Source organism: Pantoea sp. JKS000250 (assembly GCF_003201065.1).
Lineage (GTDB): Bacteria > Pseudomonadota > Gammaproteobacteria > Enterobacterales > Enterobacteriaceae > Pantoea > Pantoea vagans.
The window spans coordinates 2,804,589-2,825,204 of record NZ_QICZ01000001.1; the positions used below are offsets into that span (position 1 = coordinate 2,804,589).

General features: G+C 55.8%; 10 protein-coding genes. 2 read left to right on the forward strand and 8 right to left on the reverse strand.

Annotated features, from left to right (window positions below; all coding sequences use genetic code 11):
• The first annotated feature begins 50 nt into the window (after positions 1–50).
• Complete coding sequence (locus BY447_RS13295; RefSeq protein ID WP_110331312.1) at positions 51–299, forward strand: CopG family ribbon-helix-helix protein; 249 nt, start codon at positions 51–53, stop codon at positions 297–299.
• 3 nt (positions 300–302) lie between these two features.
• Entirely contained in the window at positions 303–578 is a 276-nt protein-coding gene (locus BY447_RS13300; protein ID WP_110331313.1) for a type II toxin-antitoxin system RelE/ParE family toxin, read from the forward strand.
• 129 nt (positions 579–707) lie between these two features.
• Here the strand turns inward: BY447_RS13300 and BY447_RS13305 are convergent, their stop codons facing one another.
• The 8 genes from BY447_RS13305 to BY447_RS13340 form a co-directional block, all read right to left on the reverse strand.
• Positions 708–1,568 (reverse strand): ketose-bisphosphate aldolase, encoded by an 861-nt coding sequence (locus tag BY447_RS13305; RefSeq protein ID WP_013359988.1) that lies wholly within the window; start codon positions 1,566–1,568, stop codon positions 708–710.
• Positions 1,569–1,573: 5 nt separating this feature from the next.
• Positions 1,574–2,998 (reverse strand): PTS fructose transporter subunit IIC, encoded by a 1,425-nt coding sequence (locus tag BY447_RS13310; RefSeq protein ID WP_013359989.1) that lies wholly within the window; start codon positions 2,996–2,998, stop codon positions 1,574–1,576.
• Positions 2,999–3,105: 107 nt separating this feature from the next.
• Entirely contained in the window at positions 3,106–3,579 is a 474-nt protein-coding gene (locus BY447_RS13315) for a PTS sugar transporter subunit IIA (RefSeq protein ID WP_013359990.1), read from the reverse strand.
• A 15-nt stretch (positions 3,580–3,594) separates the two neighbouring features.
• Positions 3,595–5,112 carry a BglG family transcription antiterminator gene (locus tag BY447_RS13320; RefSeq protein ID WP_323859490.1) on the reverse strand — a complete coding sequence of 506 codons (1,518 nt, stop codon included), beginning with the start codon at positions 5,110–5,112 and terminating at the stop codon, positions 3,595–3,597.
• A gap of 254 nt (positions 5,113–5,366) precedes the next feature.
• Positions 5,367–6,548 carry an HlyD family efflux transporter periplasmic adaptor subunit gene (locus BY447_RS13325; RefSeq protein ID WP_033781749.1) on the reverse strand — a complete coding sequence of 394 codons (1,182 nt, stop codon included), beginning with the start codon at positions 6,546–6,548 and terminating at the stop codon, positions 5,367–5,369.
• Complete coding sequence (locus tag BY447_RS13330; protein ID WP_110331314.1) at positions 6,545–8,752, reverse strand: type I secretion system permease/ATPase; 2,208 nt, start codon at positions 8,750–8,752, stop codon at positions 6,545–6,547. Before BY447_RS13330 ends, BY447_RS13325 begins: the two co-directional genes overlap by 4 nt.
• 28 nt (positions 8,753–8,780) lie before the next feature.
• Positions 8,781–10,040 carry a TolC family outer membrane protein gene (locus BY447_RS13335; RefSeq protein WP_323859491.1) on the reverse strand — a complete coding sequence of 420 codons (1,260 nt, stop codon included), beginning with the start codon at positions 10,038–10,040 and terminating at the stop codon, positions 8,781–8,783.
• A gap of 319 nt (positions 10,041–10,359) precedes the next feature.
• Positions 10,360–20,478, reverse strand: coding sequence for a beta strand repeat-containing protein (locus BY447_RS13340; protein ID WP_158280077.1), 10,119 nt, complete (start codon positions 20,476–20,478; stop codon positions 10,360–10,362).
• Positions 20,479–20,616 lie beyond the last annotated feature (138 nt).

Consider the following 20,616-nt stretch of genomic DNA (forward strand, 5'->3'; position numbering starts at 1 on the left):
ATGCTAAACTTAATAGAAGTTATTAACTGTTATTAATCGAGGTGTTCCCTATGGGTTCTCTTACAAAACAGACCATTAGCGCACAGATACCTGTCGAGTTGGCTGATGCTGTAGAAAATCTGGCTGTGGAGCTGGATCGTTCTAAAAGCTGGATCATCAAGGAAGCGTTGACCACTATGCTGGCTGAAAGGGAACGGCGTCATCAGAGCATTCAGGCTGGCCTTGCCGATGTGGATGCCGGGCGTGTAGTAAGTCATTCGGACCTTGTTGAATTTGGTAATCGTTTAAAGAAAAGCTGATAAATGGAAATTTACTGGACGCTTAAAGCTCAGGATGACCTGGAACGCATCTACCGTTTTGCTCTTCAGTACAGCCGCCAGCATGCTAATGATGTCTTAGACCGCCTGATAACCGGCAGTGCTGGCCTTAAGGCGCACCCAGCAATCGGCATTAAGCAGGTTCGATATGAACCTCGGGAAGTTCGAAAGGTGATACTGGATGACTACGAGATTCACTACGAACTCCGTGATAACGCCATCTATATTGTGGATTTCTGGCATACAAAAGAAGAGCGATGAGCACGTTGACGGCTGTTGCTTACTGACCTGATACTTATTTAAAGCTCACTTCTCAAAACCCAAAAAAGACACCGTTCCATCAGTGCCTTTCCCAATCTCAACTCGCAGCCCATCGACCACCAAAACCCCTTACCGATACAGCGCCGCTTTCCCCACCGAACTAAACAGCGCCATCTTCGCCGCGACCACTTCACTTGCCGCCTGCATCGGTTTAACAAACAGAGCATTAGGCTCGTGTCCGCCCTGTTTCAGCTCCTGTTCCAGCGCCACGAAGAACGCTTTCTTCATGTCGCTGGAAATATTGATTTTACCCACGCCGTAACGGATCGACTCCGCGACCTCACTGTCTTTATTTCCCGAACCGCCATGCAACACCAGCGGGATATCCACCACCTTACGGATCTGCTGCAGGCGCTCGATATCCAGCTTCGGTTGCTTCCCTTTGGGGTAGAGGCCATGCGAGGTGCCGATAGCGACGGCCAGCGTGTCGGTGCCGGTCTCGCGCACAAAGGTCGCGGCCTGCTGTGGATCGGTATAGAGAATCTCGTTACTGCCGCCTTCGCCGCTGCCTTCTGCCACACCGATGGTGCCCAGCTCGGCTTCCACAGAGACATTAATCGTGTGCGCTATCTCGACAATCTTCTTCGTCAGTGCAATGTTCTGCTCAAAAGGGTGAGATGAGGCGTCAATCATCACCGAGGTAAAACCGGCGTAGATCGCCTTCATCACCTCTTCCAGAGAGCGGCCATGGTCCAGATGGATCACCACCGGCACACGCGCCTGAATCGCCAGCGTCCGCAGATAGCCGATAAATTCCGGGCCGGTAAACGCCATCTCTTCGGGATGAATCTCCAGAATCAGCGGGGAATCCAGTCGCTCGGCTGTCTCAACAGCCACGCGGCCAAACTCCGCACTGGCGATGTTAAACGCGCCCACACCAAACTGATGACGCTGGGCAACGCTGAGCAGATCTTTCATGTTGTAAAGCATAGGTTTTATCCTTGTTTTGCAGGAACGGAGATATCTTTTTTCAGGAACAACAGGATGAGCGCCGTCAGTAAACTGCCTGCGGCAATCGCAAACAGATAACCCATGACATTGCTGATCACGTTGGGAATGAAGATGACGAAAATGCCGCCGTGCGGCGCGCGGGAAGCACAGCCCAGCATCATTGACAGGGCGCCCGCTAAACCGGAACCCGCCACAATGGCCGGGATGACGCGCAGCGGATCGGCGACCGCAAAAGGGATAGCGCCTTCGGTAATAAATGACAGGCCGAGGATGTAGGTGACCTTGCCGGTCTCGCGCTCCTGCTCGGTAAACTTGCGGCGGAAGAGGGTGGTCGCCAGCGCGATGCCCAGCGGCGGTACCATGCCCGCCGCCATACAGGCCGCAATCGGTCCATAAATGCCGCTCGACATCAGGCCGATCGCAAACATGCAGACGGTTTTATTCAGCGGGCCGCCCATATCAAAGGCCACCATCATGCCGAACAGCAGGCCGAGGATGGCTGCGTTGGTGTTACCCAGTGAACTGAGGAAGGCGGTCAGCCAGCCGAGCAGCATTTTGATGGGCTCACCAATCAGCAGCACCATCAGTGCGCCGGTCAGCAGCACGCTCAGCAGCGGCACGATTAAAATAGGTTTTAACCCGGCGACCGCTTTGGGCAGATGAATATGGTTGGTGATGAGTAGCGTGATATATCCGGCCAGAAAGCCGGCAATTAGCGCGCCAAGGAAGCCGGAGCCGGTGTGGATCGCCATCATTCCGCCCACCGCGCCTGCCACGATGCCCGCTTTGCCGCTGATGGACTGGCTGATCCCCAGCGCAAGAATCGGCAGCATCAGGGCAAAGGCCGAACCGCCGCCGATGTCAGAGAGCATCTTCGCTATCGGGCTGAAATTAGCGTCCCCTGGTGTGGCCGCCGTAATCCCGAATGAAAAGCTCAGGGCGATCAGAATGCCGCCAGCCACTACAAACGGGATCATCAGGTTCACACCGGTGATCAGGTGCACATAAAACTCTGAGATCCAGGAACGGGAACCTGACGCCTCGCGCGCGCTGTTAGCCGGTTCAGACGTATTGTTCTGAGGGGCGGAATCGACCAGCCTGGGCGCCAATTCTCCGTTCACAATGGCGCTAAGTAATCCTTCAGCGTCTTTCGCGGCACGGGTGACGGGGACCTCGATCACGTTTTTGTGCTGGAAGCGCGCCATCTCAACTTTCTTATCTGCGGCGATTAACACCACGTCGGCCTGATGAATATCGTCGTCGCTGAAAATATATTCGCTCTCAATCGCGCCCTGGGTTTCAACTAATACATTCAGGCCCAGTTTTTTAGCCGCTTTTTTTAAATTACTTTCGGCAAGGTAGGTGTGGGCGACACCTGTAGGACAGGCGGTAATGGCAATGATGTTCATAAACGTTCTCCAGTGAAAATTTTATATTTATGTTTTTCGGTCTGAAGGGATGGCTACAACCTGGAATACCTCCTTAATCTTTTATTTCATAAATAGCTTCGGTTTATTCAGGCCCCCGATCGGGATAGCAGTAAATGAAACATCTCTTCGCGGTGTTCCACATTCAGTAATTGTTCGACCACATCTTCATCACCTAGCGCGATGGATATTCTGGCGAGCATTTTGATATGTCCGACATCTTTATCAGACTCTTTCACTGCGAAAAGAATAACCAGCCGGACTTTGGTGCCGTCAATAGTCTCCCAGGGAATATCCTGGCGTAAACGCCCGACGGCAATCCGGGTTTTGGCCACGGCAGCAGATTTGCCATGCGGAATAGCAATGTGATTTTCAAAACCTGTTGAGCCTAATTCCTCACGCAGATACACATCGTTCAGAAACGCAGCTTTATCAGTGACCGCGCCGCTCTGGCAGAGCAGGTCAGTCAGCTGAGAAATAATCTGTTCTTTTGTCTGGCAGTCGACATCGAGAATAATACATTCTTCTTTCAGGACTTCATTAATAGCTACAGCTGTCGTCATGTTGCTTCTCCATTATTAATTAATCGAATTCGATACCAGACACTCCGTTACTCTTGCGATATCTTTCGCTGAAAACAGGGCCGAGACATAGACCACCGGTTTTTCCAGCGGCTCCAGCCGGATGGTGGAGATCACCACGTCACACTCATGTCGTTTCAGGGAATCCGCGATGTTTTTCCCTGGCACGATGTCGATAATCTTCCAGTCGGGAAAGGCGCGGATAATCCGCCCGTAAAGCAGCTGTGAGGTGCCCAGACCGCTGGAGCAGACCAGCAATACCCGCTTGACCTTGATGCTGTTTTCGATGGCGGCCTGAATATGCACGGTCAGGTACGCCACCTCATCGTCACTGATCTCATCCAGGCTGTACTCCTCCGTCAGCTGGCTGATGACCGCTTTGACGGCGGCGAAGACCGTTCCCAGCTCGGTCCGGATATCATGCAGCAGCGGATTTTTAATCCGGATGTGATATCGGAGGCGGTTCAGCATCGGTTTGATATGCGAGGACAGCGAAGCCTGCAGGTTCTGGTCAGTGGTGATTTCGATGTTGATGCGCTGCGCTACGCGGGCAATCAGCGCCTCAGCAAAGCGGGTTTCACGTTCGGATATCAGCGAGTCATCATGCTGTGGCATCTCGCCGCCCGCCTTACCGGAGGAGACCAGATACTGATAGATGGAGTGAGACTCTTCAGCTACCAGTACCGTGTTGTAAGCGGTTTCGATGCGTTCTATCACTGCCAGCGAAACCTGCCAGGCGTGATGGTCGCTGACCCGGCTCATGGTCACCGCGCGGGCATCCGTCCTGTGCATCGGCGAATGACTCCGGTGAATCAGCACCAGGATATGGGTAAACAAATTAATGTAGTAAGGATCGCTAATCGTATACTGCAGTTGCTGTTCAATAAAATTAATTAATTGCAGGGTAAAGTGGACAGCCTGCTGACCAAATTTTTCTGAAAGCTCCTGCAACGTGCTTTCATCCAGACGGCTTTCCATCATGTCCTGACGGTTATAAATCGATTTTAATACCAGCGCTTTCATCGCCATGCGAATATTCTGGTCACTGCCTTTTATGCTGGTGCCGACCCGACTTTTTAATAAGGTTAAATCAAACTGATGCAACCAGGCTTCTAATGTTTTTAAATCATTCACTATCGAAGCCCGGCTGATAAAATATTTGTCTGCCAGTTCACTGATCGATGAACTTCTGGGTGACAGCATTAACAGGTCTGACGCTATTTTCAGCATCCTGAAGTTGCTGCTGAAATCATCCGCTTCTGTTGAGAAAATCCGGCGTGCGGCTATTTCTGACTGTGCGTCAGCAAATTTAATTGTGATGCCTCTCCCACTTTTACCGCTGAGGCTGATCCCATGTTCAGACAGCTTTTCATTTATATCGGCAATGTCGCGGCGTAACGTCCGGGTGGTGATGGCTGTTTTTTCTGAAATAGCGTGCAGGCTCACATAACTGTTATGAGAAATAAGCTGTCGCATAATCGTCAGTTGTCGCTCAGTCAGCGCCTTCATCATCATCAGGGTCCGCTTAATCAGTTATTCACCTTGTCAGTTATCATCTAAGCAAAGGGACTATGCCATGTAAATATTAAAACATGGCCACAACCCGACGGTCAGGCTGACCACCTGAAAGTGAATTTTCGAAATATTTTGAGAGGAGGTTAAAGAATATCAGAACAGGGAAGTGGAAGATGAGTGGGTGCCTGATGGGCGGGGCAGGGCATGAAATCCGGTGTTAGCTGCCCCACCAGCAGGGGCAGCAAATCTTATGTTTACCTCTCCCGCAGCGCTTCTTTCGCCCGGTTCAGCGGTTTCATCAGATACTCCATGATGGTTTTACTGCCGGTATGGATCTCACCCATTGCGATCATCCCCGGATAAACCGGAAACTTTTTGCCCTTTTTATTGACCAGATAATCCTTATCGGTACGGATGTAGACGCGATAATAGTACTGGTCGCGATGCACTTCATCCTGAATGGTGTCGGGTGAAATAGAGGCCACTTTGCCCTCCAGACCGCCATAGATGTTGTAGTCATACGCGGTCAGCTTCACCACTGCACGCTGGCCGGGCGTGATAAAGGCGACATCGCGCGGGGCGATCTGCGCCTCAATCATCAGTTGCTCATCCAGCGGTACAATTTCCATCAGATTGCCGCGCTGCGGGATCACGCCGCCAACGGTGTTCACCTCGATATCTTTAACGATCCCTCTGACCGGCGTGACAACGACTGTGCGCTTCAGTGAGTCCGCTCGCCCGATGATAATGGAGCGTTGAGATGCCGCTTCGGCGTTGGCTTTCGCCAGCTCTTCACGGGCCTGCACAATATAGTTATTTTCCGCGTCGTTGAGCTTACTTTGCAGGTCGTTAGCCTGACGTTTCAGGCGCAGTACTTCCACGTTACTGGCCGCGCCTTTTGCCACCAGTGATGAGGTCAGCTGTAGTTCGCGGTTAATCAGACTCAGCGCTTCGGTCAGACCGCTGATGGTTTTGCTGTAGTTCTCACGACGCGAGTGGTAAAGCGCAGTCTCAGCAGCCACCAGTGGCGGATCCGCTAATACTTCCGGCGGAAAGGTCAGCGGCGTGCCTGCGGTCTCAGCCTGTAAGCGGGCCGCCGTCGCCAGCGCAGCACGTAAACGCGACGTGCTCTCCTGCACACCCGAGTCAATCTGGGTGGGATCCAGCAATGCCAGCACCTGACCCGCCTCAACCACATCGCCTTCGTGAACCTTCAGCTCTTTGAGGATCCCGCCCTCCAGTGACTGGATGATCTGCTCGTGTGAGCTGGGTACCACTTTCCCGACACCAACGGTGACTTCATCCAGTTCGAAGTTAGAAGCCCAGACAAAGAACAGCAGCAGCATGACCAGCACCGACATGATGATCAGACCGCCGGAAGAGACGCGCTGACGGGAACGCTGATGCTTCTTTTTACGGAATAAGGAGAAAATCATGCCTGTGCTCCCTGCGGTTTAACATTGACTTTGCCCTGATGAGGCGCGGCACTGGCTTCGGGCCGGGTAACCAGCATCTCTGCTTTTGAGCCATCCCGCGCGATCCTGCCTTTATCGATCAGCATGATGCGGTCAACCAGCTGCAATACCGCCGGGCGATGCGTGGCGATAATTAATGTGCGGTTGCCCATCCACGTCATCAGTCGTTCAATCAGATGTTTTTCAGCGGCATCATCCAGCCAGGCGGTCGGTTCATCCAGCAACAGCACGCTGGGCTGGCGGAGCAGGGTGCGTGCCAGCAGCAGCTGCTGGCGCTGTCCGCCAGACAAGCCTTTGCCGCCTTCCTGTAACAGATAATCCATGCCTTCCGGCAGGCGCTGAATAAAGTCGAGTGCGCCGCTGATCTCCAGGGCCTGAAGCATCTCCTCTTCCGTCGCCAGTGGCATGCCCAGGCGTAAGTTCTCGCGGATCGTGCCGTAGAACAGGGATGCGTTCTGGGTCAGCAGCCCGACGTCACGCCTTACATCCAGCGGGTCAATGGAGGAAAGCCGCACGCCATCCAGCAGCAGGGCACCTTCGCCCGGCTGCAACAGACCTGCCATCAGTTGCAACAGCGTTGATTTACCGGATCCGTTACGCCCCAACAGCGCCACTTTCTCACCCGCTTTAATGGTCAGCTTTTTCACCGTCAGCACCGGTTCAGGGGAGTTCGGGTCGTAGCGATAGATGACGTCAGAGAGAGCATATTCGCCGTTAATGCGCGGGCGATGAATGCGGATGCTGCGTTCTGGCTGATCGACCTCGCTGTTAAGCAGGTTCTCCAGTCCTTCACGCGCCACTTTGGCCTGCTGCCAGCGGCCAAATATCATCGCCAGCTGGCCCAGCGGTGCCATCATGCGTGACGCCAGCATCGAGCAGCCAATTAACACGCCGGTAGAGAGGTCACCGCTCATGGCAAAAAAGGCACCCACCAGCACCACGCTGACATAGGCAACGGTCTGGACTTCACTGGTCCAGCTCATCAGCAGGCCGCTGACAAAACGCTGCTTCTGTGAAGATTTACTGATCACCTCATTCAGGTGATTCCACTGGTTCTGAAAGTAGGGCTCTGCGCGCAGCAGCTTGATGTCATCCATGCCCTGTACGGTCTCAACCAGCATAGCGCTGCGCACTGCGGACTCGCGCATGGTTGCTTTGGAGAGCTTCGCCAGCGAACCCTGCGCCAGCAGGCCCGGAATAACAATCAGCGGAATCGCCGCCAGCGGAACCAGCACCAGCCATCCACCCAGTAACCAGAGGATAAACAGAAAGATGATTAAAAAAGGCAGATCGGCAATTGCTGAAATGGTGGTCGAGGTAATCAGCTCACGGATCTGTTCCAGCTCGCGGATCTGAGCAATAAACGATCCGGTCGATTTGGGACGCTGATCGTTACGGATCCGCAGCGCGTGACCAAAGACGCGATCGGAGATGCGCAGATCCGCGCTTTTACCGGCTGCATCAGAGATATGCGTGCGGATAATGCGCATCACAAACACGCAGGTCAGGGCGATCATGACGCCGCCAAACAGTACCCAGAGAGAGGGAACGGACTGGGAAGGGATCACCCGGTCATACACCTGCATGGTGAAGAGCATCGCTGAGAGGCCCAGCACGTTGGAGATCAGCGACGCAAACATGACGTTTACATAGGCTGGCCACTCACCAAGAATGGTCTGCCACAGCCAGTCAGCACGATGCGGCTTAATATAGTCATCCACCCGCGCATCCGGCACGGAAGACTCCGGTTTCGCCAGCAGTACGCGCTGTGCATGCTGCGACAGATCTTCAATACTCAGCGTGGTCTGAAGCTGTTTTTCACCGCTCAGCATCACGCTGACCTGACCATCTTCGCCCACCGTGGTGATAACGCCGACGCCGCGAGGACCGAAATCGACGATCAACGGCATGCGCCACGGATCGAGCTGATCCGGGTCAAACGCGTCAAAAATCACCAGCAGGCCGAGCTGGCGCGCCATATTTTCAATCAGGGCATCCTGTGAAAGGTGCTGCATGTGCCATTCCGCTTCGCCTTTCACCCGTTCAGGTGAACCATCAAGGCGGTAATGTTTCGCCACCAGCAGCAGCGCGTCGAGCCAGGGGGTATAAGCCTTTTTAGCCTCAGGCTGTGCTGATGCATTTTCGCTGTCAGATATCGTGTTCATTATCATCTACTCTTAATTGCTGACAGAATTACGGCGCAATGCGCAGTCCCTGAATGACCTTATTATTTAAATCAAACGCTTCGCGTGCCATACCGGTTACGACCAGATAATTAACGGATGAGGCCCACAGGTCGCAGCGGGCATTAATTAAATCCTGCTGAGCACGGCTTATTTCCTGTTCGGCGTTAAGTAAGTCGAGTACGTTTCGGTTACCCAGTGATAAATATTGCTCACGATAAAGGGAGCGCGTCTCCATAATCGTTTTCATACGACGCGTCAGCAGGCTGATATTTTTTTGTAATCCCGTTACGCTCTGGAAATAATTCCGTTGCTGATCGCTGATCTCCAGTTTTTTACTGGCTATAGTGGTTCTGGCCGCTTCCAGTGCGCGGGCACTGGCACTTTCCTGCGCCACTAATGCACCACCCTGATAAAGCGTGCTGTTAACAGACAGATAAACGTTCTGGTACTGGCTATGGCGCTGATAATCCGCAATATCGCCGATATATTTATTAGTATTGGCTTCAAGCGATAAAGTGGGATAGCGCTGCGCTTTGTAATTACGTAACTCGGCCAGTGCCACGGCGGCATCGGCCTGGGCAACTAAAATAGTCGGGTTACGGTTTAAATCAATCCGGGCATTCTGACGCTCAATCAGCGGCAGCAGCGAGATCGGCGCGGATATTTTCTTTTCGGCAACCGGCTGTCCCAGCAATGATTGCAGATGGTATTTCTGCTGCTGGAGTTTGATTTCCAGATCCAGTTGCTCTGCCTGGGCCGCTTCAACACGCGCCTGCGCCTGAACCGGATCCACCCGTGTGCTGGCTCCGGCATCGGCACGCATTTGCGTCAGCGCCAGGATATCCCGCAGGGCTTTTACCTCTTTCTTCGAGTTATCAAGCAGCTGCGTCGAGCGATAAACTTCATTCAGTGCCAGTGCGGTTTGTTCGATAATGGTATCGATCTGCATCAGAACAGTGGCCTGCTGGCGCAGATATTTCGCGCTGGCCTGATCGACCGCGCTGCCGGTTTTACCAAAGTCGTAAAGCATCTGAGAGAGGCCGACGGTTGCGATATGGCCGCTGCCTTCATCCTGCTGTCGACCGGTTGTGATACCCGCTTTTACAGAGGGCAGATAGCCCGCTTTTGCAGCATCAATGGTGAACCCTGATGACTCCAGCGTCGCAATGCTGCTGCTGATGGAGGGATGATGATTAACCGCCAGCTGGATAGCCGCCTGCCAGTCAGCCGGAAAGCTTTCAGCCCCGTTCGACGCCGCAGGCTGCATTTCAATTTCTGCCGGATTAATTTGTAATTTATCTGCCAGCGCAGATCCGCCTGCAGGTAAGGTTCCGGGATCCGGTGTTTTAGAAAATACGCCCCAGAAACCTGCCGGTGCTTCATTAATGGCTGGCTCGCCGCCTGAGAAAAGTTTTTGATCGGCAGCAAAAGAATATTGGGTAATAAGAATGCAGTGCAAAATGATAATAATTTTTTTCATGATGTTTAGATAATTAAATATATCTCCGTCATAAAAGATGGCTTAAAGTGCGGGGAAGTAGCAGGCTGGTATAAATAACCCAGCCTGCTTTTAATGCGGATGTTAATTATCCGATGGTGATATCGTCTTCAATATATAACTGTACCACGGAGCCATCGGCTGCAGAACTGGTGTAATGGTTATAGTTAACCCCATTTGCCACTATTCCGTCTGCCTGCTCCCAGTTACCATTCAGCGTCACCGTGTCGCCATTTTCCCCTCTGACATATAACGTATTATCGTTATCAGTGACCTTCAGCAGACTTTCTGCACTTACGACCAGATTGTCTTTTCCGGCATCCGTCATCAGGTCGATGGTTTCGATATTGTTGACCCTGGCGGAGATATCACTAAGGTTCAGCGTTCCTGTGCCATGCCAGGCCAGCGTATCGTTACCCTCTGCACCGTTGATAGAGGTGAAATCGGTGTCATAGACTTCGAAAACATCTCCACCGCGGGTACCGGTGAAGGTGATCTCGCCGCCCTCACTGCCATCAACATCAACGCCCAGGTTAAAGCTCAGAGAAGCATTGCTGCCGTCTGACAGGGCATAGGTGAAGGTGTCAGTGTTGCCGCTGTGCGCATACGCATCATCCACCACGTAGCTGTAGTGACCCGCTTCATTGATAACCAGCGTGCCGTAGGCACCTTTGACGCTCACCGCATCGTCAGTGATCGCGGTGGTTTCACCGTTCTGGCTCACCGATACCACGGTCAGATCGGCGGAGGCATCCTGGATGGAACCGGCAAGATGCTCTGTCACTTCGTTGAATTGCAGACCCTGCTGAACATAGAGTTTGATTGCCGTGCCATCCAGCGCCGTGCTGGTGTAGAGGGTGTAGGTGATGTTATTCAGCGTTTCCACGCCGTTAACAGCCCACACGCCCTGGAGTGAAAGGGAGTCATTGCTGCCACCCCTGACATACAGCACATTGCTGGCATCCGTGATTTTCTCAATATCATCTGCACCAATCAGCAGCGCCGTTGCCTGGGCGTTATCCTGCAGATCGATGATTTCGATATTGTTCACTTTGTCCGCAATCTCACTGACATTCAGCTCGCCTGTGCCATTCCAGACCAGCGTATCCTGACCCGACTTCCCGTCCACCGAGGTGAACTGGGTGTCGTGAACGGTGAAGCTGTCATCGCCAACGGTACCGGCAAAGATCAGCGCGCCACCTTCAGAGCCATCCACGGAGACACCCAGCGTGATCACCAGATTTTTGGTGCTTCCATCCGCCAGAACATAGGTGAATGAATCTTCACTGCCGGTCAGTTTGATCACCGAGTCGCTATTCAGTGTGTAGCTATAGCTGCCATCGTTCTTAATCGTCAGCGTGCCGTAAGTACCCGCGATAGTGGTTCCCGCAGCGGCAACCAACGTATAGCTTGCGGCACCGGTCACAATACCCGCCGTTATCGACGTCACTACCAGCGAACTGTCACTGGTGCTGTCGCTGGTAAAGACCGAACCATTGACGCTGGAACTGGTGCTGACTTTATAGTCGGTGGTGCTGACGATGTTCACTGCCACTTTCACGGTGAGCGCGTCATAGCTGGTAGACCACAGGAAGCCAGGATGTCCGGACTGCGTGCTGTCGACCACGATGCGGTAGGTTCCCGCATTCTGACCCGCCAGCGAAACATTCAGCGGACTACCGCTGGTGATCGCCTGTGTGCCGGTGGTCACGTTGTCCCAGCGCAGCGTCTGCTCGTTGTAAACCTGCAACGACCAGTTCACCGAAACAGTATTGCTGGCATTGATCGACGCCCCGGTCACGCTGACGTTAATCTCCTGCAGATCGCTGATGCTGTTAACCGTGAAGCTCTCACTGGTAAAGCTGCTGGTTGCGGTGTTCATCGTGGTGCTCTGTGCCACGCTGTCGCTGAGCAGGGCAACATCGCCCGTTACGTCGGCCGCATTGTTTTCAGACGCGGTTTCGGTGCTGCTCAGTTTCATGTCGCGATCAACATAGAGATTCACCGTCTGACCATCAGCGGTGGTACCCACGTAATGAATGTAATCCACATTGTTGACCACTTCACTGCCTGACAGCGTCCAGCTACCAGAGAGTGTCAGCGTGTCGGTGATAGCACCCTTAACAAACAGGGTGTTATCAGCATCGGTGATGTCCGCCACGTTTTGCGCGGTGACAACCAGATTATTCACTGCACTGTCATTCACCAGCTCGATCTCTTCGATATTACTGATTTTCGACTGCAGATCGCTGAGTGTGAGTGTGCCCGTACCGCTCCACACCAGCGTATCCAGACCTTCACCGCCATCAATATGGGTAAAGCTGGTATCGCTCACGTTAAAGATATCGTCGCTTGCCGTACCGGTTACATCCTGCGCAGCGGTAACGGTATATTCCGTCCCATTCTGGCTATCCGTATAGGTGGCTGAAGAGAGATTAACGCCCTGCTGCACGTAGATATCGACCAGGGTACCGGCAGCAGTGGTGCTGGTGTAGTGCGTGTAAGTGATGCTGTCGACAATCACCGTACCACTATTGATCCAGGTGCCTTCCAGCGTCACGCTATCGCCAGCGATTCCCTTGATATAGAGAGCATTACTTTCGCTGGTGACATCTTCCACACTCTGCGCATCCAGTACCAGGTTGTCACTGCTGGTGGTTGAGGTCAGCATGATTGATTCGATATTGCTGACTTTCGCCGCGACGTCGCTCAAGACCAGCTGGCCATTGCCATGCCATGCCAGTGTATCGTCGCCAGCCGCGCCATCTACCGAGGCGAAGCTGGTGTCATACACATCAAACACATCGTTGACTTCAGTGCCGTGGAACACCAGCGCACCGCCATTGCTGCCGTTGACTTCAACACCCAGATGGATCGTAACGGTAGCATTAACCACTTCACCATTGGCCCCTTTCAGCGCATAGGTGAAAACGTCTTCAGAGCCGGCTGGCAGTGTAGTCGTGGCAGGGGTGTAGGTATAAGCACCGTTGTTATAGATCACCAGGGTGCCATACTGACCCGCTATGGAGACGCCACTTTCGGTGACCCAGGTATAACTGTCATCGACCGTTACATCGCTGGTGCTGTCACCGGCCTTGGCATACATCCGTGTATAGATAGAGCTGAGCTTATCAACTGCCCCGTCTGTGCCTTCGTCGGTCAGCACGTTGCCGGTTGCGACCTCATTCGCGGTGATAACGTACTCGGTGGGGCTGACTGTCTGAACTGACATATTCAGTTTCACCACGTTTTCTGCACCTGTGGTTGAAATCGCCACGCGGTAGGTCCCTTCACCCAGGCGGTCCAGCAGCGTCGCCATTTCCACGTTCTGGATAACTTCTTCATTGTGCTGTCCGGCTGCCACGACGGCAGTCTGCGTTTTCACCGTGGTCCATGTGCCATCACTGTTCTGCATTTGCACGGCATAAGTGATGTTCAATGGTGAGTCAAAGTTGTTGCCGAATAATCCCCACTCGGTGGTTAACGTCAGCGAACCGGTAACCAGGTCGTCACTCCCTGCAAGGGTAAAGGTCGAACTGTAGTTCTCGGTCCCGCCTGCAACCAGTTTAACGTCGGTATTCGTCGCGCTGGATGACTCATAAGTCACCGTAACGCTGGCATTCGCCTCGTTGCTGGAAGCGATATCCGTAACGGCTGTTGCAGAAGGATCGGTAGCATCCCAGCTCAGATCCAGCGCTTCGTTTGTTGTACCAATCTGTACGTGAATCTGCGCTGATGAGCTCAGTCCCGTCGCAGAGTCAGTAATGGTATAGGTAAACGAATCCACCTTACCGATGCTGTCCATGGATGAGATCGGGGTATAGACATAGCTGCCATCAGCGTTAATGACCAGCGTGCCATACTGGCCGACCAGCGTGGCGGTTTTGGTAGTGGCATCCAGCGTGACAGAGATCACGGTGCCATCACTGTTGGTCACGCTCGCCGCGCTCACAGAGGTAGAGGCACTGTGCGGAATACCATCTGCACCATAAACACTGTCGACATCTGTTATCACATTGCCGGTTGCTGTGGTGTAGTCGGTCGGTGTGCCCTGTTCCGCCAGCGTATAGACGGTTTTAGAGGCTTCCAGATTAAAGCTTACGCCGACGTTAATACCGCTGGTGGTGTAAACCAACTGATACTGGCCGGCAGTCAGCCCGGTTAGCGTGATAGTGGACGTCGATGCGCCCAGTCCAAACATGCCAAACAGGTTTCCGCTGTTCTCTTCAGACACGGTGACCCAGGTGCTGGTGGACGAATCATACTTCTGCAACACCAGTGTCGAGTTACTGGCGACGTTAACGAAGGCAGAAGAAGTCGCTGTTACATCAAGATCGATAATGGTGCCGTCTGCGACCACAATCGGATCGCTGACGATCTTATTGTTGAACGCGATCAACCCGCCATCCTGCAGAATGGTTCCCAGATCCTCACTGACATCAACCGGATAGGTAAAGCCTACCGCGGCACCTGAGCTGACATTGTCAGAGGCCGTCAGCGTGATGGCCTGCACATTCAGATCCAGTGTGCCGGATGGCGCGCTGCTGTTGCCTGCCGCGTCTGTGACAGTAAAGGTCACTTCATGGCTGCCATCATACAATCCGTCAGTAGCGGTGAAAGTCCAGCTGCCATCTTCGGCGACGGTGGTTTCACCGACAACCTGGCCTTTGTCGTATATCGTGACCGTGGCACCAGGCTCAAGATCGCTGCCGCTGAAGGTGAGTTTGCTGTCGCTCTGGATTTCTGCTGTATCGATAGCCGCACCCACTTCATCCGTGATCACTACCGTAGTAATGTCCACGCCTTCAGGTGCAACAGAGTCCACGACATAGCTGACAGCTTCAGATTCACCGCTGCTGTTACCTGCCGCATCGACTGCCTCAAACGTAAAGCTGTGATCACCATCAGTCAGCGCTTCAGACGGCGTGAATGACCAGCTGCCGTCATCTGCAACCTGAGCTTCACCCAGTACCACATCATTATCGCGAACGATAACGGTGGTGCCTGCTTCCAGTCCTGAGGCACTGAAGGTCGGCGTGGTGTCACTGATCGCGCTGCCAGCGGCTAACGCATTGCCAGCATCATCAGAGACGACCACTGTGGCCAGATCAATCATATCTGGCGCAACAGTGTCGACCACGACGTTAACGGTGTCGGTGCGGGTGTTTCCTTCCGCATCCGTTACGGTCACGATTAATGCATGGTCACCGTCAGCCAGCGCGGTATCAGGCGTAAAGCTCCAGCTTCCATCCTCAGCAACCACGACACTGCCCAGTACAGTTTCACCATCGGCGATGGTGACTGTTACGCCTGGCGTCTGATCCTGGCCACTAAAGGTCGGCGTACTGTCGTTAATGGCTTCCCCATTCACAATCACATTGCCGGCATCATCGGTAACTACAACTCCGGTGTTGATACCTTTGGTTGCGGAGATTGACAGGTCCAGCGCTTCAGAAACGCCGCTGCTGTTGCCGACTGCATCGGTGACTTCGAATGTGAACTGATGTTCACCATCGTCAAGCGAGGTTGAAGGCGTAAAGGACCAGCTGCCATCTTCGCTGACCGTAGTTTCACCCAATACGGTTTCACCATCGCGAATAATCACGGTCGCGTCCGGCTCCAGCGCTGTACCACTGAAGGTTGGCGTATTATCTGCTGTGATACCGGCTGCGGTGATGGTGGTACCGTCGTTATCGACCATCGTGACCGTAGAGATATCAACCCCTTCCGGCGGTGTGGTATCGACAGTGACGTTGAAGACGCCGCTGGCACTGACGCCCTGTGGATCAGTAACGGTGACCTCAATGGCATGCGCACCGTCAACCAATCCAGCGGTTGGTGTGAAGGTCCAGCTGCCATCTGCGCCTACAGTCAGCGAGGTCTGCGTGGTATCGCCGTCTGCGATGACAATCGTGGTTCCAGGCTCGAAGTTTTTACCGTTGAACGTTGGCGTACTGTCACTAATGGTGTCGCCATCCAGAATAGCAGTACCGTTATCATCAACGATTTCCATAGACGGCGCGGTTTGCACCACGACATTAATGGTGTCATTGACATGATTACCGCTGGCATCTGTACCATCTACAACCAGCGCGTGCTCGCCGTCGGCCAGCGCGGTATCCGGTGTAAAGGTCCAGTTGCCGTCCGCGTCCACGGTGGCGGTGCCGAGTTCGCTGTCGCCGTCGGAGACGGTCACGGTGGATCCCGGCTGCATGCCGTCGCCGCTGAGGGTCGGGGTGCTGTCGCTGGTAGTCGCACCGTCGGCTATCGGGTTGCCGGCGTCGTCGGTCAGGCCGGGCACGGTGGCGCTGGTGTCGACGGTCACGTTCACGGTGCCGTTCATGACGTTACCGTTCGCATCGGTACCGTCAATAACCAGCGCGTGATCGCCGTCGGCCAGTGCTGCATCCGGTGTAAAGGTCCAGTTGCCGTCCGCGTCCACGGTGGCGGTGCCGAGTTCGGCGTCGCCGTCGGAGACGGTCACGGTGGATCCCGGCTGCATGCCGTCGCCGCTGAGGGTTGGCGTACTGTCGCTGGTAGTCGCACCGTCGGCTATCGGGTTGCCGGCGTCGTCGGTCAGGCCGGGCACGGTGGCGCTGGTGTCGACGGTCACGTTCACGGTGCCGTTCATGACGTTACCGTTCGCATCGGTACCGTCAATAACCAGCGCGTGATCGCCGTCGGCCAGTGCTGCATCCGGTGTAAAGGTCCAGTTGCCGTCCGCGTCCACGGTGGCGGTGCCGAGTTCGCTGTCGCCGTCGGAGACGGTCACGGTGGATCCCGGCTGCATGCCGTCGCCGCTGAGGGTCGGGGTGCTGTCGCTGGTAGTCGCACCGTCGGCTATCGGGTTGCCGGCGTCGTCGGTCAGGCCGGGCACGGTGGCGCTGGTGTCGACGGTCACGTTCACGGTGCCGTTCATGACGTTACCGTTCGCGTCGGTACCGTCAATAACCAGCGCGTGATCGCCGTCGGCCAGTGCTGCATCCGGTGTAAAGGTCCAGTTGCCGTCCGCGTCCACGGTGGCGGTGCCGAGTTCGCTGTCGCCGTCGGAGACGGTCACGGTGGATCCCGGCTGCATGCCGTCGCCGCTGAGGGTCGGGGTGCTGTCACTGGTAGTCGCCCCGTCGGCTATCGGGTTGCCGGCGTCGTCGGTCAGGCCGGGCACGGTGGCGCTGGTGTCGACGGTCACGTTCACGGTGCCGTTCATGACGTTACCGTTCGCATCGGTACCGTCAATAACCAGCGCGTGATCGCCGTCGGCCAGCGGGGCATCCGGTGTAAAGGTCCAGTTGCCGTCCGCGTCCACGGTGGCGGTGCCGAGTTCGCTGTCGCCGTCGGAGACGGTCACGGTGGATCCCGGCTGCATGCCGTCGCCGCTGAGGGTCGGGGTGCTGTCGCTGGTAGTCGCACCGTCGGCTATCGGGTTGCCGGCGTCGTCGGTCAGGCCGGGCACGGTGGCGCTGGTGTCGACGGTCACGTTCACGGTGCCGTTCATGATGTTACCGTTCGCGTCGGTACCGTCAATAACCAGCGCGTGATCGCCGTCGGCCAGTGCTGCATCCGGTGTAAAGGTCCAGTTGCCGTCCGCGTCCACGGTGGCGGTGCCGAGTTCGCTGTCGCCGTCGGAGACGGTCACGGTGGATCCCGGCTGCATGCCGTCGCCGCTGAGGGTCGGCGTACTGTCGCTGGTAGTCGCCCCGTCGGCTATCGGGTTGCCGGCGTCGTCGGTCAGGCCGGGCACGGTGGCGCTGGTGTCGACGGTCACGTTCACGGTGCCGTTCATGACGTTACCGTTCGCGTCGGTACCGTCAATAACCAGCGCGTGATCGCCGTCGGCCAGTGCTGCATCCGGTGTAAAGGTCCAGTTGCCGTCCGCGTCCACGGTGGCGGTGCCGAGTTCGCTGTCGCCGTCGGAGACGGTCACGGTGGATCCCGGCTGCATGCCGTCGCCGCTGAGGGTCGGGGTGCTGTCGCTGGTAGTCGCCCCGTCGGCTATCGGGTTGCCGGCGTCGTCGGTCAGGCCGGGCACGGTGGCGCTGGTGTCGACGGTCACGTTTACGGTGCCGTTTATGACGTTACCGTTCGCGTCGGTACCGTCAATAACCAGGGCGTGCTCGCCGTCGGCCAGCGGGGCATCCGGCGTGAAGGTCCAGTTGCCGTCCGCGTCCACGGTGGCGGTGCCGAGTTCGGCGTCGCCGTCGGAGACGGTCACGGTGGATCCCGGCTGCATGCCGTCGCCGCTGAGGGTCGGGGTGCTGTCACTGGTAGTCGCCCCGTCGGCTATCGGGTTGCCGGCGTCGTCGGTCAGGCCGGGCACGGTTTCGCTGGTATCGATGATGACGTCGACGGTGCTGCTGCTGGCGTTGCCGTTTGCATCGGTGCCGTCAACGACCAGGGCGTGCTCGCCGTCAGCCAGCGGGGCATCCGGTGTAAAGGTCCAGTTGCCGTCCGCGTCCACGGTGGCGGTGCCGAGTTCGGCGTCGCCGTCGGAGACGGTCACGGTGGATCCCGGCTGCATGCCGTCGCCGCTGAGGGTCGGGGTGCTGTCGCTGGTAGTCGCCCCGTCGGCTATCGGGTTGCCGGCGTCGTCGGTCAGGCCGGGCACGGTTTCGCTGGTATCGATGATGACGTCGACGGTGCTGCTGCTGGCGTTGCCGTTTGCATCGGTGCCGTCAACGACCAGGGCGTGCTCGCCGTCAGCCAGCGGGGCATCCGGTGTAAAGGTCCAGTTGCCGTCCGCGTCCACGGTGGCGGTGCCGATTTCAGCATCGCCGTCGGAGACGGTCACGGTGGATCCCGGCTGCATGCCGTCGCCGCTGAGGGTCGGGGTGCTGTCGCTGGTAGTCGCCCCATCGGCTATCGGGTTGCCGGCGTCGTCGGTCAGGCCGGGCACGGTTTCGCTGGTATCGATGATGACGTCGACGGTGCTGCTGCTGGCGTTGCCGTTTGCATCGGTGCCGTCAACGACCAGGGCGTGCTCGCCGTCAGCCAGCGGGGCATCCGGTGTAAAGGTCCAGTTGCCGTCCGCGTCCACGGTGGCGGTGCCGATTTCAGCATCGCCGTCGGAGACGGTCACGGTGGATCCCGGCTGCATGCCGTCGCCGCTGAGGGTCGGGGTGCTGTCGCTGGTAGTCGCCCCATCGGCTATCGGGTTGCCGGCGTCGTCGGTCAGGCCGGGCACGGTTTCGCTGGTATCGATGATGACGTCGACGGTGCTGCTGCTGGCGTTGCCGTTTGCATCGGTGCCGTCAACGACCAGGGCGTGCTCGCCGTCAGCCAGCGGGGCATCCGGTGTAAAGGTCCAGTTGCCGTCCGCGTCCACGGTGGCGGTGCCGAGTTCGGCGTCGCCGTCGGAGACGGTCACGGTGGATCCCGGCTGCATGCCGTCGCCGCTGAGGGTCGGGGTGCTGTCGCTGGTAGTCGCCCCATCGGCTATCGGGTTGCCGGCGTCGTCGGTCAGGCCGGGCACGGTTTCGCTGGTATCGATGATGACGTCGACGGTGCTGCTGCTGGCGTTGCCGTTTGCATCGGTGCCGTCAACGACCAGGGCGTGCTCGCCGTCAGCAAGCGGGGCGTCAGGTGTGAAGGTCCAGTTGCCGTCCGCGTCCACGGTGGCGGTGCCGATTTCAGCATCGCCGTCAGAGACGGTCACGGTAGAGCCGGGCTGCATGCCGCTGCCTCCGATGGTCGGCGTGCTGTCGCTAGTGGCAGATCCGTCCGCCACCGGGTTACCGGCGTCGTCGACGAGAGAGGGCGTTTTGGCAGGAATAACGCTGGCAGCACTATTGTCTTCACCGGTTGCTGCAGAGTTATCTTCATTCGCTGATACAGAGTTGTTATTTCTTGAACCGCCACTGCCACCAGAGTTTGACGCTGCGGCCACACCAATCAATGCAGCCAGACCACCTAAAACACCACCCGCTACATAGACATTGTCCGCGATAAGGGGATCCGTCGAGGTCGAAACAAGTTCATATACGCTATTCGTCGCATCATAGTCATACGCATAGATCACACCGTCCGAACCAGAGGCTGTCATGACTGGCATTTCTTCTGCGCTGACGTTTTGCAGGACGATGTCATACTGCTCACCCGTGACATCATCCACCAGCTTAAATTTCATCTGGCCATTCGCTTTTGACGCAATGATCTTCTGGGGAGGCTGCCCATCAACACTGTGAACTTCATAGGACGCAGCTTGTGGCATAGACTCCAATGCCAGCGACTTTCCAGGTTGTAAAGCATGTTTAGCAATAACATTGCCCTGCGTGTCTTTAATAATTAATTGTATTTTCATTTTTCACCAATAGTGTTGAAATGAATCTGGCGATTAAAAAATAGCCAG

What these genes read in the sequence shown, in the direction of transcription:
- BY447_RS13340 (WP_158280077.1), bottom strand. Translation starts at nt 20,478, where the DNA reads ATGCCACAAGCTGCGTCCTATGAAGTTCACAGTGTTGATGGGCAGCCT.
- BY447_RS13320 (WP_323859490.1), bottom strand. Translation starts at nt 5,112, where the DNA reads ATGATGATGAAGGCGCTGACTGAGCGACAACTGACGATTATGCGACAG.
- BY447_RS13315 (WP_013359990.1), bottom strand. Translation starts at nt 3,579, where the DNA reads ATGACGACAGCTGTAGCTATTAATGAAGTCCTGAAAGAAGAATGTATT.
- BY447_RS13325 (WP_033781749.1), bottom strand. Translation starts at nt 6,548, where the DNA reads ATGATTTTCTCCTTATTCCGTAAAAAGAAGCATCAGCGTTCCCGTCAG.
- BY447_RS13300 (WP_110331313.1), top strand. Translation starts at nt 303, where the DNA reads ATGGAAATTTACTGGACGCTTAAAGCTCAGGATGACCTGGAACGCATC.
- BY447_RS13310 (WP_013359989.1), bottom strand. Translation starts at nt 2,998, where the DNA reads ATGAACATCATTGCCATTACCGCCTGTCCTACAGGTGTCGCCCACACC.
- BY447_RS13305 (WP_013359988.1), bottom strand. Translation starts at nt 1,568, where the DNA reads ATGCTTTACAACATGAAAGATCTGCTCAGCGTTGCCCAGCGTCATCAG.
- BY447_RS13330 (WP_110331314.1), bottom strand. Translation starts at nt 8,752, where the DNA reads ATGAACACGATATCTGACAGCGAAAATGCATCAGCACAGCCTGAGGCT.
- BY447_RS13295 (WP_110331312.1), top strand. Translation starts at nt 51, where the DNA reads ATGGGTTCTCTTACAAAACAGACCATTAGCGCACAGATACCTGTCGAG.
- BY447_RS13335 (WP_323859491.1), bottom strand. Translation starts at nt 10,040, where the DNA reads ATGCAGCCTGCGGCGTCGAACGGGGCTGAAAGCTTTCCGGCTGACTGG.